The organism is Terrabacter sp. 2TAF16 (genome assembly GCF_052115065.1).
GTDB lineage: Bacteria > Actinomycetota > Actinomycetes > Actinomycetales > Dermatophilaceae > Terrabacter.
Map to the genome: position 1 here is coordinate 30,292 of NZ_JBFRFZ010000004.1, position 14,371 is coordinate 44,662.

Genomic DNA, 14,371 nt, shown 5'->3' on the forward strand with positions numbered 1-14,371 from the left:
CGCCGTCCCGAAGGAGCACCATGACCCTGACCGCCACACCGACAGACGTGACTCCCGAACGCCTGGCCGAAGCCCGCAAGGCGGTGCTGAGCAGCTCCATCGGCGCCGCGCTCGAGTGGTTCGACATCATCGTCTACGCCTCGTTCGCCATCGTCATCGCCGAGAACTTCTTCCCCGAGGGCGACCAGACCCTGGGCCTGATCCTGACGTTCGCGACGTTCGCCATCTCCTACCTCGTCCGGCCGCTCGGTGGGATGCTCATCGGGGGCTACGGCGACCGGCACGGACGCAAGAAGGCGCTGACCCTGACCCTCCTGCTCATGATGGTCGGCACCGTCCTCATGGCCGCAGCGCCCACCCACGCCATGGTCGGCGCCTGGGCCGGGGTCATCATCCTCGTCTCACGGCTCGTCCAGGGCTTCTCGGCGGGCGGCGAGTTCGGCTCGGCGACGACGTTCCTCGTCGAGACCGCACCCCACCGCAAGGCCTACTACGCCTCCTGGCAGGTGGCGAGCCAGGGCATCTCGATGTTCCTCGCGTCGGCGTTCGGCTACGTGCTCTTCACCCAGCTGTCCAAGGAGGACCTCTACTCCTGGGGCTGGCGCATCCCGTTCGTCATCGGGTGCCTCATCGGGCCCGTCGGCCTCTACATCCGTGCGCACCTCACGGAGCCCAAGGAGTTCACCGAGAACACCCCGAACGAGGCGCCGATCCGCGCGACCTTCACCGAGCACCTGGGACGGGTGGTCACCGGCTCGGCCTGCGTCGGCGTCGCCACCATCTCGGTCTACCTCATCCTCTTCATGCCGACGTATGCCGTGAAGAACCTCGGCGTCCCCGCGAGCGCCGCCTACCTCGGCGGCGTGGTCGCGGGCGTCGTGACGATGGTCGGGGTGCCGCTCGTGGGCCGGCTGGCCGACCGCGTCGGACCGGCCCGGGTCATGGTGTGGGCAGCCGTGGGCGCGCTCGTGCTCGCGTGGCCGCTCTTCGCGATCGTCATCGCCTCGCCGACCGTCCCGGTCCTCGTCGTGTCGATCGGGCTCCTCGGCGTCATCATGGCCTTCTACTTCGGCCCTCTGCCGGCCCTGCTGACCACGCTCTTCCCGAGCGACGTGCGGGCCACCGGCGTCTCCGTCGCCTACAACGTCGGCGTCACGGTCATGGGCGGCATCGCCCCGCTCGTGCTGACCTGGCTCATCGGCCTCACCGGCTCGCTCAACGCCCCGAGCGTCTACTACATGGTGGTCGCCGTGATCTCGCTCGTCGGCCTGACGGTGGCCCGCCGACGCTACGGCGCCGCCTGAGCGCCCGCCGTCCGCGGCGTCGGCGTGCTCGCGCGACGTCGCGGACGGCATACGCCCCCGCTCTGGCGTGTCTCAGACGGAGGCCGGCCAGCGACGGGCGCGCCAGTCCGCCCAGGAGGCGAACCCCGCCGGAGGGTCGTCGACGGGTTCGCTGCCGTCGAGCTCACCGGACGTCGGGACCTCGATGCTCGAGGCCCACGCGTCGAGCTCCTCGTCGGACATGTGCCACGTCGTGTGCGACGCCTCGGCCAGGCGCAGCTCCAGACGACGACGCTGCTCGGCCCGGGTCAGCTCGAAGTAGTGGATCTCCACCCCCGCAGCCCGGTCGGCTGCAGCCTGCCGCAGGGCGGAGCGCTCGTCCCGGGCCCACAGTCCGTAGTCGATGACGACGTTGGTGCCGAGCTCGAGGGCGCGCAGGCCGACCTCGATGAGCCGGCCCTCGATGACGTCCTGGGCCGACGGCGGGTTGTCCTGCCCGTAGAGCGCCTTGACCCACTCGTCCTTCGTCAGTCGGAGGGCCCGCTGCTCGACCTCGAGGCGCCGGGCGGCGGTGGTCTTGCCGGTGCCGGGCAGTCCCACGGTCAGGAACAGGGTCGGGGGGCTCATCGATCACCTTCCGTGCGAGCGTTTCGTCCCATCATCGTCGACGCCTCGCCGGGGGTCGGCCCTGTCCGGTCAGTCGCCGACGACGCCGACGACGTCTCTCCCTCCGCGAGCAGCGACCCATGGCTAGTGTCGACATCGGAGCACCGGCAGCGTCGAAGGAGGCCGCGATGAGGTTCATGCTGATGATGCACGTGGGGCACGACGACGGTCGCGAGGTGCTGGAGTGGAGCCAGACAGACATCGCGAACATGATCGAGTTCCAGCGGTCGTTCGACCGGGAGCTCGAGGAGAACGGCGAGATGGTCTTCAACGCCGGGCTCGCGTGGCCCGACCAGGCACGGATCGTGCGCCACGCCGACGGGGCGCCCGCCGTCAGCGACGGGCCGTTCCCCGACGGTCGGGAGTTCCTCATCGGCTTCTGGGTCGTCGAGTGCGACAGCGAGGAACGGGCGTATGCCATCGCGGCGAAGGCGTCGTCGTCGCCCGGGCCGGGTGGGGTGCCGACGGACCTCCCCATCGAGGTGCGTCCGCTCGCCGGGCCTCCGCCCGTCGACGCCTGACCGACGGGCGGACCACGGACGACACGTGGACGTCCTTCCCGCACTGACGGTCGGGCAGTCCTCCGTGCTTTCCGGGCGCTGACGATCCCGCCGGGGCGCCGGGTCGCGAGGTACGTTGTCGCCATGAGCGACACCCCCGTGTCAGGCGGGTCCACCGGGCCGACGGGCCCGGACGAGCAGTTCACCGTCCCCGTGCCCAACGTGCCGCGCGGTCCGGGCGCCGGCGCGGCCGGACCCACGACACCTGCGGCTGCGGCGCCGACGCAGGCCATCCCCGTCTTCGAGCCGACGCGTGAGCTGCCGACGGCCGATCCGTCGTGGCCCTCCCCACAGCCGCCTGCTCCCCCCGTGCCGCCGAATCCGTATGCCGGACAGCCGGTTTGGCCGGCCACCTCTGCTCCCAGCCGGGTCACCGACGAGACCGTCGACCCGCTGCTCGGGCAGATCGGTGTGGCGCTCTTCTGGATCACGGTCGGCTGGTGGCTCTTCGTTGTCATCCGCATCCTCGGCTTCCTGACCCGTCACGGCGTCACCGACACGATCCTCATCCGGACCATCGACCTCGGCGCCGAGGAGACGGTCGTCGCAGCCGTCCTGTCGGTCCTCGCGGCGCTGCTGCTCCTCCTCGGTCGCGGGCGGTCCGGCCGATCACCCCTCGGCTGGGCCTCCCTCGCACTCGCCGTCGTCACGGTGGGCGTCGCCGTCTGGCGCCTCCTGCCGTGACCGGGATCGCCTGAGCGCGAACGGGATCCGATGCTCACCCCCTCAGCGGCCCGAGAGGTCGCCGACGCCTACGGTCTCGACGGGACCGCGAGCCTGACCGGCCCGGTCGCGCGCGGCCAGCTCGGCCAGGTGTGGCGGCTCGACACCGGTCACGGCAGTCACGCCGTCAAGGAGTGGTTCGCCACGCCCGACCTCGGCGAGGCCTCGAGGGACGCCGACCTCGTCGCGGCCGCCCGAGAGCAGGGTGTCGTCACGCCGCGGATCCTGCGCACGACCACCGGGGACGTGGCCACGACCGTCGCCACCGCGGACGGCGAGACGGCCGTCCGGGTCTTCGAGTGGGTCGACCTGCAGCCGCGGACCCGTCGGCTCGACCCGGTCGCGGTCGGGCGCACGCTCGCGGGGCTGCACCGGGCGGGCGAGCCGTCGGACGAGGCCGTCGACAACTGGTTCGCGACGGGCTTCGGCGAGCAGCGGTGGCGCGACCTGCACCAGCGGGTCCTCGAGGAGGGTGCACCGTTCGCCGGGCAGCTCGGCGCGCTCGTCGACGAGCTCGTCGCCGTCGAGTCGGTCGTCGAGCCGCACGAGTCGCCCATCGTCTGCCACCGCGACCTCTGGGCCGACAACGTGCTCGCCACGTCCGGCGGTGAGGTCTGCGTCATCGACTTCGAGAACCTCGGCCCGGCCGACCCGAGCCAGGAGCTCGCCATGGTTCTCTTCGAGTTCGGCGACGACGACCCGGCCCGCGCCCGGCGGCTGCACACGGCATACCGCGCGGCCGGAGGACCGGGGCGGGTCACCCGCCGCGGCCACTTCACCATGCTCGTCGCCGAGCAGGCCCACATCGGCCAGCTCGCCTGCTCGCGCTGGGTCGGTGCGAGCAGCGAGCCGGAACGCGAGCGCCTCGCCGCCTGGTTCCTCGAGATCCCCGACGACCCGGTGACGCTGCCGCGCATCGACCGGGTGCTCGCCGCCGTCACCTGACGTCGGAGAGCACCGCTGCGCGGCTGGGCTCAGGCGCGAGCGACCCTGAAGGTCCGCACCTCGAACGCGCTCAGCACGACGGGCACCTCGCCGTCGACGACCACCACCTCGCCGTCGTCGAGCGGCTCCTCCAGCAGGGACACGGTCGTCACCGCGGCCACCGGGAGGTCGAGCCGCAGCGTGCCCCGGGCGCGGCCCCCGAGCGACTCGTAGACCCGGACGACGAGGTCGCCGGAGCGGTCGGCGGCCTCCTTGACGCTCGACACGACGATGCCCTCACCCGTAGCGGTGACGAGCGGAGCGACACGGCGAGCGCCTGTCAGCCGCCGGGGTGGCGTCCCCATGAGCGCGCCCTCGCGCGTGGCGACCTCGGCGTCGGCGCCGATGACGAGCCCGTAGCGGTGGGTCTGCACGCCCTGGTCGGTCTCGGGGTCGGGGAAGCGCGGGGCGCGCAGCAGCGACAGCCGCACCGTCGTGACGACGTCGTCACCGACGACGTCGCGGGTCACGTCGTGGCCGTAGGTCGAGTCGTTGACGAGCGCGACCCCGAAGCCGCGCTCCTCGGCGAGCACGAAGCGGTGCATGGACGTCTCGAACTTCGCCGCCTCCCAGCTCGTGTTCGTGTGCGTGACCCGGCGGTGGAAGCCGAACTGCGTCTCGGCGGCGACGTGCTCGGCGCGCACGTCGAGCCGGAAGGCGACCTTGAGGAACGTCTCCGTCTCATGCCAGTCGGTCTCCTGCGAGATCTCGAGCAGCCGGGCTCCCGGTGCGAGCGAGAGCTCCTGTCGCACGGTCGAGTCCGCTGAGATGTGACGCTCGACGACGACCCGCGCCACGCCCTCGTCATCGACCGCCGCCGACAGCACGCTCACGTCGCGCAGGTCGGTGACCCGGTTGCGGTAGTAGCGGTCGACGTCCCACGCGTCCCAGCGGTTCGGGACGTCCTCGTGCAGCTGGAGGAGGTTGCCCTCGCGCCCCGGTGCGATGGCGTCGCGTGCCGTCGCGAGGTCGACGGCCGAGGTGACGAGTCCCTCGGCCGACACGGTCACCGCGACGACGCCGTTGTCGAGCACCCAGCCGCCGTCGCGCTCGCTCAGCGACACGGCATACGCCCCCGGCTCGTCGGTCCGCGACTCCCGCTCGACGGCGCCGCCGGCCGGCACCCCGGCACGCTCGAAGGGCGCGGCGTTGGCCTCGAGGGCCGTGTCGCCCTCACCGACGAGCGCCGCGAGGGAGCGCGCGATGATCGCCTCGGCCGCCTCGGTGACACGGGCGTACTGCTCGACCGCCTCGCGGTGCACCCACGCGATCGACGTCCCGGGCAGGATGTCGTGGAACTGCTGGAGCAGCACCTGCTGCCACAGCGCGTCGAGCTCGTCGTGGGGGTATGCCGTCCCCGTCCGCACGGCGGCCGTGGCCGCCCACAGCTCCGCCTCGACGAGCAGGTGCTCGGTGCGGCGGTTGCCCTGCTTCGTGCGGTGCTGCGACGTCAGCGTCGCCCGGTGCAGCTCGAGGTAGAGCTCCCCGACCCAGACGGGCGCCTGCGGCAGCTGCTCACGGGTGCGGTCGAAGAAGGCGTCGGGGTGCTCCCAGCGCACCCTCGGGCTGCCCTCGAGGTCGGCGAGGCGGCTTGCCTTGCCCGTCATCTCGCGGGTCGTGCCGCCTCCGCCGTCGCCCCAGCCGACGGGCGCGATCGAGCCGGTGGCGACGCGGCTCTCGCGGAACTGGCGCGAGGCCAGGGCGACCTCCGCGCCGGACAGCTGCGCGTTGTAGGTGTCCATCGGCGGGAAGTGGCTGAGGACGCGGGAGCCGTCGATGCCCTCCCAGAGGAAGGTGTGGTGCGGGAAGGTGTTGACCTGGTTCCACGAGATCTTCTGGGTGAAGAACCACTCGAAGCCGGCCCGGCGCATCAGCTGTGGCAGGGCGGGCGAGTAGCCGAAGCTGTCGGGCAGCCAGACGCCGCGGCACCGGATGCCGAGCTCGGTCTCGAAGAAGCGCTGGCCGTGGAGGAACTGGCGCACCAGCGACTCGCCGGACGGCATGACCGTGTCGCTCTCGACCCACATGCCGCCGAGCGGCACGAAGCGGCCAGCGTCGACGGCTGCCTTGACCCGATCCCAGACCTCGGGTCGGTGCTCCTTGATCCACGCGTACTGCTGGGCGCTCGACATGCCGTAGACGAAGTCGTCGGTCTCGTCGATGAGCGTCGTCATCGACGCGGTCGTCCGGGCGACCTTGCGGATCGTCTCGCGCAAGGGCCACAGCCAGGCGCTGTCGATGTGGGCGTGGCCGACGGCGGAGATCTCGTGCGCGCTCGCCTCGGCGGGGCGGGCGAGCACGTCGACGAGGGCGGCGCGCGCGTCCCCGGCGGTCGACGCCACGTGCTGGAGGTCGAGACGGTCCATGGCCTCGTCGAGGGCCTGGAGCACCTGCATGCGCCGCGGTCCGGGCGGCAGCTCGGCCTGCAGCTCAAGGAGCACCTGGACGTCGAGCGCGAGCTCGAAGACGTCGCGCTCGAAGACCGCGAGGTCGAGGCGACCCGTCGTGTAGAGGCGCGTCGACGAGCTCGTGACGATGTCGCCCTCGCGAGTCGGCACGAAGGGGTTGCCCGCGACGAGGATCGGGTTCGAGGCGGCCTCGACGTAGAGCTCGACGGCCCGCCCCGCCTCCGCCTCCTCGGCGACGAGGACCCACTGGTTGCGCGGGTTGAGCGACTTCACCGGCGTGCCGTCGGCGCGGTAGACGAGTCCCTCGCACTGGAAGCCCGTCATGTCGCGGTCGAAGCCGAGGTCGGCGACGACCTCGACGCGGCGTCCGGCCCAGTGCGCCGGCACCTCCCCGGTGAGCCGGAACCACGTCGTGCCCCAGGCGGCGCCCCACGGGGTCCCGACGGCATACGGCGTGTAGTCGAGGGCGAGGCCCTCGGCCGGCGACACCGGCTCGCCGGGCAGCTCGTGCCACTGGGCCGTGAGCGGCACGGACTCGGCATGGACGGCCGGGAGGATGCGCTCCGTGAGGACGCGCGTCACGCGCCCCACGGTCAGGGGGATGTCGTCGTGCATGGCTGCCTCTCGGGAGTGCGGGTCCACGGGGGTCGGTCCGTCGACACGACCCCGACGGATGCCCGCACGAGTGGCGACCCCCGGCATATCGTGACCGCGTGACGAACATCGGACGCCTCATGCTCGCGCAGGTCAGGTCGATCGGCTCGCGCAACGCCTGCCTGTCGGCGGGCGACGTGCCCGGCGGCCCGTGGGTCGCACGCGGTGGACGGACCTATCGCACCGGGGCGAGCGGCAGCACGAGCGAGGCCATCACCCGGGCACGCGCGATCCGCTCGGTCACGAGCGTGCGCGGCTACCAGGAGGTCGGCCGGGCCGACCTCTTCATCCAGGTCATCCCCTTCGCGTCACCGGAGGACGCCCGTGCGGCCCTCACCGAGCTGCGCGCGCTCCCGAGGACGATGCCGCAGAGCAAGGGCCTCTCCGACGTCGGCGAGCTGCGGGCGATCGCGGCGCCCGAGGTCGCCGGCACGACGCACGTGGAGGCGGCCGAGCAGGCGTTCGTCCTCGACGGTGAGCACTCGCGCACGCTCACGGTGTGGTGCGTCGTCGGCAGCACGGTCGTCGTGGCGGCGCTCGGCGGGCGGCCCGAGGCGGTCCGCTGGCCGCAGCTCGCGGCGATCGTCGAGGCGCAGGCGGCCGCGCTCGGCTGAGCGGGTCGCGCCTGCCGAGGCGTGCGTCAGCCGCGACCGAGGATGCGGCTGAGGAAGCCGGGACCCGACGCCTTCTCGGACTCCGCGTGGCCCGGGCAGCGCTGGCCCGCGGGTACGTTGCGCATGACCTGGTCGACGTGCTGGCCGCAGCCGGCCCACGTCGTCTTGCCGCAGGTCTTGCAGGTGGCCGCTCGGCACATGTCGATCTCCTTGGTCGATATATACCCATGGGGGTATGCGTTCACGACCACGATAGCCGAGAGCGGGCGCGCGTCCAAGCCCGCTCGGCGGCGGGGTGCGGCTCGGGGCCGGGGCGTGCCCAGCAGCCGGCGGACGGCTCAGAGGCCGGGGTACGGCTCAGCAGCGCCGGAGCGCTGCGGGGTCGGTGAGCGGGAGCGGCGCTGCTGGGACGGGTCAGCGCTGCTGCCAGTCGGGGCCGAGGCGCACGACGTCGCCCACGACGACGACTGCGGGGGACCGCACGCCACGCTCGCGGGCGAGCTCGGCGATGGTGCCGACCGTGCCGACCGTGGTGCGCTGGTCGGGCCCGAAGCCGCGCTCGACGACCGCGACGGGGCAGTCGGCCGACCGGCCGTGCCGGGCGAGCAGCTCGGTCGTGCGGGCGAGCTGGGTGACACCCATGAGCAGGACGAGCGTGTGGTCGCCGCCCGTCGGGAGCACCGGGATGTCCTCGTGGCCCGTGACGACGGTGAAGCCGCGCGCGACGCCGCGGTGGGTCACCGGTATGCCGGCCGCCGCGGGCACGCTGACAGCGCTCGTCACGCCGGGCACCACCTCGACCCGAATGCCGTGTGCCTCGCAGGCGTCGCGCTCCTCGCCGCCGCGTCCGAGGACGTAGGGGTCACCGCCCTTGAGACGCACGACGCCGAGGCCGCGCTGGGCCTCCTCGACGAGGATGTCGTTGATGCGCGACTGCGGCACCGGGTGGTTGCCGGGGGTCTTGCCGACGTCGATGACGCGTACAGAGGCCGGCAGCCGGTCGACGACGGCGCGGGGCGCGAGACGGTCGACGACGACGACGTCGGCCGAGGCGAGCAGCTCGTGGCCGCGTGCGGTCAGGAGGCCGTCGACGCCCGGGCCGCCGCCGACGAGCGCCACCCAGCCGCGACGGCCGTGCGTGCGGGTGCGGCGCAGGTCGAGGGTGCCCGAGACGAGCGCCCGCTCCACCCCGTCGCGGACCGTCACGGCGAGACCGGGGTCGCCGGCGGCATACGCAGCCACGGTGACCCGACCGTCGGGGGTCGTCACGTCGGCGCGGGCAGCGACGCTCGCGGTCGTGCCGACGGCGTCCGTGGCGTCGACGCACCAGACGCGCAGCGCCTCGGCGTCGGCGGCGACCTCGCGGTCGACGGACGGCTCGCCCGTCGCCGTGTGGGCGAACCACGCGCCGGCGAGGTCGGCCGGTCCGGCGTAGTCGCGCTCGAGCCACTCGACGCTGCCGGCGTCGGCCAGGTCGTGCAGGTCCTCGCACAGCCAGGGGGCGACGACCCGTACGACCGCGCCCTCGTCGAGGAAGGCCCGGACCCGGCGCGCGGACACGGGCCCGCCACCGACGGCGACGACGAGCCGACCGGTCAGGTCGAGGACGACCGGCAGGGCCGGTTTCAGATCTCCCATTCCTCGTCACCCTCGGGCTGCGTCGGGGCGTCGGCGGCCGTGGGCAGCGTCGCGCCCACCATGCCGGCGGCGACGGTGCGTCCGTCGTGCGCGTCGATGAGCAGGAACGACCCGCCGCGGCGCGAGGTCGAGTAGTTCTCGACGGGGACCGGCGCCGCCAGCCGGAGCGTCACGAGGCCGATGTCGTTGAGCGACAGGGATTCTGCGGGGACGGTGTGGAGTCCGTCGAGGTCGAGGGCGCCGTCGAGCGATCGGACGGCCGTCTGCACCGTGCGCGAGCCGTGCTTGAGCAGCAGGCGCTGGGCCGGACGCAGCGGCGCGTCGCCGAGCCAGCAGACGACGGCCTTGATGTCCTGCGTCGGCTCCGGGGCGTCGGCGGCCGCGGCGATGACGTCGCCGCGCGAGATGTCGATCTCGTCGGTGAGCCGGAGCGTCACCGACTGCGGCGCGAAGGCCTCCTGGAGCTCACGGTCACCGAGGTCGATGCCGGCGACGGTCGTGCGGCGGCCGGACGGGAGGGCCACCACCTCGTCACCGACCCGCACGACGCCCGAGGCCACCTGGCCGGCATACCCCCGGTAGTCGCGGTGCGCCTCGTCACGGGCCGCACCCTGGGGCCGGATGACGAGCTGGACCGGCAGCCGGAAGGACTCGCCCCCCGGGTCGTCCGACGGCGGGAGCGCCTCGAGCAGCTCGAGCAGGCTCGGGCCGGCGTACCAGGGGGTGCGTGGTGAGCGCTCGGCGACGTTGTCGCCGTCGAGGGCGCTGACCGGGATGGCGATGGCGTCGACGACCCCGAGCTCGCGGGCCACGGCCTGCACCTCGGACTCGACGCGGTCGTAGACCTCCTGCGAGAAGTCGACGAGGTCGATCTTGTTGACGGCGACGACGACGTGCGGCACCCGGAGCAGCGCTGTGACCGCGAGGTGGCGGCGGGTCTGCTCGAGGACGCCCTTGCGCGCGTCGACGAGGAGCACCACGACGTCGGCCGTCGAGCTGCCGGTGACGGTGTTGCGCGTGTACTGCACGTGGCCGGGGCAGTCGGCGAGGACGAACGAGCGGTTGGCCGTCGCGAAGTAGCGGTAGGCGACGTCGATGGTGATGCCCTGCTCGCGCTCGGCGCGGAGGCCGTCGGTGAGCAGCGCGAGGTCGGCGGCGGTGAGGCCACGGTCGCGGCTGACCCGCTCGACGGCGGCGAGCTGGTCGGAGAGCACCGACTTCGTGTCGTGGAGCAGGCGGCCGACGAGGGTCGACTTGCCGTCGTCGACCGAGCCGGCCGTGGCGAGCCGGAGCAGGGTGCCGCGGGCGGCACCGGCAACGGCGGCCGGGTCGAGGACGGGGGTCGTCTGGGTGGGGGCGGTCACTAGAAGTAACCCTCCTTCTTGCGGTCCTCCATGGCGGCCTCGGAGATCCGGTCGTCAGCGCGCGTGGCGCCGCGCTCGGTCAGGGTCGAGGCGGCCACCTCGACGACGATCTCGGCGTTCGTGCGCGCCGGGGACTCGACGGCCCCGGTGCACGACATGTCGCCGACGGTGCGGTAGCGCACGAGGCGCGTCTCGACGGGCTCGTCGTCTCGCGGCCGGCTCACCGGACCGACGGCGAGCCACATGCCGTCGCGCTGGAAGACCTCGCGCTCGTGGGCGTAGTAGAGCGGCGCGAGCGGGATGTCCTCGCGGTCGATGTAGCGCCAGATGTCGACCTCGGTCCAGTTGCTGATCGGGAAGACGCGCACGTGCTCGCCCGGTCGGTGCCTGGGGTTGAAGAGGTTCCACAGCTCGGGCCGCTGGTTCTTCGGGTCCCACTGGCCGAACTCGTCGCGGAGGCTGACGATGCGCTCCTTGGCGCGCGCCTTCTCCTCGTCGCGTCGCCCACCACCGAAGACACCGTCGAAACGGTGGTCGTTGATGGCGTCGAGCAGCGGCAACGTCTGGAGCGGGTTGCGGGTGCCGTCGGCGCGCTCACGCAGCCGGCCGTCGTCGATGTAGTCCTGCACGCTCGCGACGACGAGCCGCAGGCCGAGGCGCTCGACGGTCTCGTCGCGGTAGGCGAGGACCTCGGGGAAGTTGTGGCCCGTGTCGACGTGCAGCACCGGGAAGGGGATCGGCGCGGGCCAGAAGGCCTTCGTCGCGAGGTGGAGCATGACGACGGAATCCTTGCCGCCGCTGAAGAGCAGCGCCGGACGCTCGAGCTCGCCGGCCATCTCGCGGATGACGAGGATCGCCTCGGCCTCAAGGGCGTCGAGGTGGGTGAGGCGGCGGTCGTCGGAGTCCCCCGCGGGGACGCTTGCGAATGCCGTGTCGCCCGTGGCGCGCTCGTCAGCGGTCACGCGGGTGGCGGGGGTGCTGGTCGTCGTCATGTGTGGAGTCCGCACTCGGTCTTGGAGAAGCCGGCCCAGCGGCCGGCGCGGGGGTCCTCGCCGGGCTCGACCCGGCGGGTGCACGGCTCGCAGCCGATCGACGGGTAGCCGTCGGAGAGGAGGGAGTTGACCTCGACCTGGTGCTCACCGGCATACGCGAGGAGCTCGTCGAAGGTCCATGCCGCGAGCGGGTTGATCTTGACGAGGCCGTTCTTGGCGTCCCACGTCACGAGGGGGGTGTCGGCCCGGGTCGGGCCCTCCTCGCGGCGGACGCCGGTGACCCAGGCCTCGTAGAGCGGCAGGGTCCGCGCGAGCGGCTCGACCTTGCGCATCTGGCAGCACAGTGCCGGGTCGCGCTCGTAGAGGCGGGCGCCGTACTTCTCGTCCTGCTCGGCGACGGTCAGCTCGGGCATGACGTTGACGAGCGTGATCGGCAGGTCCTCGGCGACGATGTCGCGGGTGACGATCGTGTCGGAGAAGTGGTAGCCGGTCTCGAGGAAGAGGACGTCGACGCCCGGCGCGAAACGCGAGACGACGTGGGGCAGCACGGCATCGGCCATCGAGCAGGCCACCGCGAGGGTGCCGTCGAAGTGGAACGCCGCCCACGCCGCCACCTCGTCGGCGGTCGGCTCGCGCTCGGGGTCGGCGCCGAGCGTGGCGCTGAAGTCGTCGACGATCGCCTTGAGCTCGGCGTCGCTGCGCCGCCTGCGCGGGACCTTGGGCGTCGCGAGGGGAACTGCGGTCACAGGAGTGCTCCTTCGTCTGCTCGGCGGGTCCACGACGAGAAGCTCTCGCCGGACTCGCGCTGGTCGAGGAAGGTCCGCACGACGCGCTCGACGTAGTCGGGCAGGTCGTCGGCCGTCACCTTGAGGCCGCGGACGGTGCGTCCGAGGCCGGCCTCGTCGCGGTCGACGGAGGCGAGGCCGCCGCCGAGGTGCACCTGAAAGCCGGGCACCTGCTCACCGTCGATCGTCACGAGCTGGCCCTTGAGACCGATGTCGGCGACCTGGATGCGGGCGCACGAGTTCGGGCAGCCGTTGACGTTGAGGCTGATCGGGGTGTCGAGCTGCTCGGTGACGTCGGCGAGACGCTGCTCGAGCGCGGCGATCGTCGTCGCCGCCGTCGCCTTGGTCTCGACGATGGCGAGCTTGCAGAACTCGATGCCGGTGCACGCCATCGTGTGCCGCCGGAAGGGGCTCGGCGCGGTGCTGAGGCCGAGCTTGTCCAGGCGGGTGACGGCGCCCCGGACGAGGCGGCCCGGGACGTCGAGGACAACGAGCTTCTGGTGCGGGGTCAGGCGCAGCCGGTCGGAGCCGACGTGCTCCATGAGGTCGGCGAGCCCGGTGAGCACGTCGCCGCTGATGCGCCCGACGGTCGGCGCCGCGCCGATGTAGCGCTTGCCGTCCTTCTGCAGGTGCACCCCGACGTGGTCGCCGGGGCCGCTGGCGGGCGCCGGCGGCGGGCCGTCGGGGAGCTCGCGACCGAGGTACTCGTCCTGGAGCACCTGGCGGAACTTCTCGGGGCCCCACTCGGCGAGGAGGAACTTGAGGCGGGCCTTGTTGCGCAGCCGGCGGTAGCCGTAGTCACGGAAGATCCGGATGACGCCGTGCCAGACCTCGGCGGCCTCCTCGGGCCGCACGAAGACCCCGACTCGCTCGGCGAGGCGGGGGCTCGTCGAGAGGCCACCGCCGACCCAGAGGTCGTAGCCGGCGCCGAGCTCGGGGTGGATGGCCCCGACGAGGGAGATGTCGTTGATCTCGTGCACGACGTCGAGGCTCGGGTGGCCGGTGATGGCCGACTTGAACTTGCGCGGCAGGTTGGCGAGCTCGGGGTCGCCGATGTAGCGGTCGAGGATCTCGTCGATGACGGGCGTCGGGTCGATGATCTCGTCCTGCGCCACCCCGGCGAGCGGGCTGCCGAGGATGACGCGGGGGGTGTCGCCGCACGCCTCGGTCGTCTGGAGACCGACCGCCTCGAGGCGACGCCAGATCTCGGGGACGTCCTCGACGCGGATCCAGTGGTACTGGATGTTCTGCCGGTCGCTGATGTCGGCGGTGCCGCGGGCGAACTCGTGGCTGATCTCCGCGAGGACGCGCAGCTGGGCGAGGCTGATCGCGCCGCCGTCGAGGCGGACGCGGAGCATGAAGTACTCGTCGGACAGCTCGGTGTCGTCGAGCTGAGCGGTGCGGCCGCCGTCGATGCCGGGGCGGCGCTGCGTGTAGAGACCCCACCAGCGGAAGCGCCCCGAGAGGTCCTGGGGCGGGATCGAGGCGAAGCCCTCGCGCGAGTAGATCTGCTCGATCCGCTCGCGGACGTTGAGCCCGCCGTCCTCCTGCTTCCAGGTCTCGTTGGCGTTGAGCGGCTCGGCGCCGTCGACCTTCCACTGCCCGTTGGAGCGGCCGGCGCGGGGCGGGCGGGTGCCGGGGCGCACCGGGGCCGTGCCGGTCGCGGAGTCGGTGACGGTCATGTAATCGAATGTATAACC

13 protein-coding genes are annotated in these 14,371 nt (G+C 72.7%); 5 read left to right on the forward strand and 8 right to left on the reverse strand.

Annotated features, from left to right (window positions below):
- Window positions 1-20: 20 nt before the first annotated feature.
- Window positions 21-1,304, forward strand: coding sequence for an MFS transporter (locus AB4Z14_RS05710; protein WP_442274360.1), 1,284 nt, complete (start codon window positions 21-23; stop codon window positions 1,302-1,304).
- A 72-nt stretch (window positions 1,305-1,376) separates the two neighbouring features.
- Here AB4Z14_RS05710 and AB4Z14_RS05715 read toward each other — a convergent pair whose 3' ends face one another.
- The gene (locus AB4Z14_RS05715) at window positions 1,377-1,910 is read right to left on the reverse strand and encodes an AAA family ATPase (protein WP_442274361.1); all 534 of its coding nucleotides are present in this window, start codon (window positions 1,908-1,910) and stop codon (window positions 1,377-1,379) included.
- 167 nt (window positions 1,911-2,077) lie between these two features.
- Between AB4Z14_RS05715 and AB4Z14_RS05720 the strand changes: the two genes are divergently transcribed.
- The 3 genes from AB4Z14_RS05720 (at window position 2,078) to AB4Z14_RS05730 (ending at window position 4,177) form a co-directional block, all read left to right on the forward strand.
- Window positions 2,078-2,470, forward strand: coding sequence for a YciI family protein (locus AB4Z14_RS05720; RefSeq protein ID WP_442274362.1), 393 nt, complete (start codon window positions 2,078-2,080; stop codon window positions 2,468-2,470).
- Window positions 2,471-2,593: 123 nt separating this feature from the next.
- A complete protein-coding gene (locus tag AB4Z14_RS05725; protein ID WP_442274363.1) occupies window positions 2,594-3,193 on the forward strand; it encodes a hypothetical protein in 600 nt (199 codons plus the stop codon).
- A gap of 30 nt (window positions 3,194-3,223) precedes the next feature.
- Window positions 3,224-4,177 carry a phosphotransferase enzyme family protein gene (locus AB4Z14_RS05730; RefSeq protein ID WP_442274364.1) on the forward strand — a complete coding sequence of 318 codons (954 nt, stop codon included), beginning with the start codon at window positions 3,224-3,226 and terminating at the stop codon, window positions 4,175-4,177.
- A 29-nt stretch (window positions 4,178-4,206) separates the two neighbouring features.
- On the opposite strand, the gene AB4Z14_RS05735 is transcribed toward AB4Z14_RS05730, so the two are convergent.
- Entirely contained in the window at window positions 4,207-7,239 is a 3,033-nt protein-coding gene (locus AB4Z14_RS05735; protein ID WP_442274365.1) for an alpha-mannosidase, read from the reverse strand.
- Window positions 7,240-7,337: 98 nt separating this feature from the next.
- Between AB4Z14_RS05735 and AB4Z14_RS05740 the strand changes: the two genes are divergently transcribed.
- Entirely contained in the window at window positions 7,338-7,892 is a 555-nt protein-coding gene (locus tag AB4Z14_RS05740) for a hypothetical protein (protein ID WP_442274366.1), read from the forward strand.
- A gap of 26 nt (window positions 7,893-7,918) precedes the next feature.
- Here the strand turns inward: AB4Z14_RS05740 and AB4Z14_RS05745 are convergent, their stop codons facing one another.
- The 6 genes from AB4Z14_RS05745 to AB4Z14_RS05770 form a co-directional block, all read right to left on the reverse strand.
- Window positions 7,919-8,092 (reverse strand): hypothetical protein, encoded by a 174-nt coding sequence (locus AB4Z14_RS05745; RefSeq protein ID WP_156415697.1) that lies wholly within the window; start codon window positions 8,090-8,092, stop codon window positions 7,919-7,921.
- A 214-nt stretch (window positions 8,093-8,306) separates the two neighbouring features.
- Window positions 8,307-9,530 carry a uroporphyrinogen-III C-methyltransferase gene (gene cobA, locus AB4Z14_RS05750; RefSeq protein ID WP_442274367.1) on the reverse strand — a complete coding sequence of 408 codons (1,224 nt, stop codon included), beginning with the start codon at window positions 9,528-9,530 and terminating at the stop codon, window positions 8,307-8,309.
- Window positions 9,518-10,894, reverse strand: a complete 1,377-nt coding sequence (locus AB4Z14_RS05755) for a sulfate adenylyltransferase subunit 1 (protein WP_442274368.1) — start codon at window positions 10,892-10,894, stop codon at window positions 9,518-9,520. The genes cobA and AB4Z14_RS05755 overlap by 13 nt, the downstream gene beginning before the upstream one ends.
- Window positions 10,894-11,886 (reverse strand): sulfate adenylyltransferase subunit CysD, encoded by a 993-nt coding sequence (gene cysD / locus AB4Z14_RS05760; protein WP_442274369.1) that lies wholly within the window; start codon window positions 11,884-11,886, stop codon window positions 10,894-10,896. The genes AB4Z14_RS05755 and cysD overlap by 1 nt, the downstream gene beginning before the upstream one ends.
- A complete protein-coding gene (locus tag AB4Z14_RS05765) occupies window positions 11,883-12,632 on the reverse strand; it encodes a phosphoadenylyl-sulfate reductase (RefSeq protein WP_442274370.1) in 750 nt (249 codons plus the stop codon). Before AB4Z14_RS05765 ends, cysD begins: the two co-directional genes overlap by 4 nt.
- Window positions 12,629-14,353, reverse strand: a complete 1,725-nt coding sequence (locus AB4Z14_RS05770) for a nitrite/sulfite reductase (RefSeq protein WP_442274371.1) — start codon at window positions 14,351-14,353, stop codon at window positions 12,629-12,631. Before AB4Z14_RS05770 ends, AB4Z14_RS05765 begins: the two co-directional genes overlap by 4 nt.
- Between the last annotated feature and the right edge of the window lie 18 nt (window positions 14,354-14,371).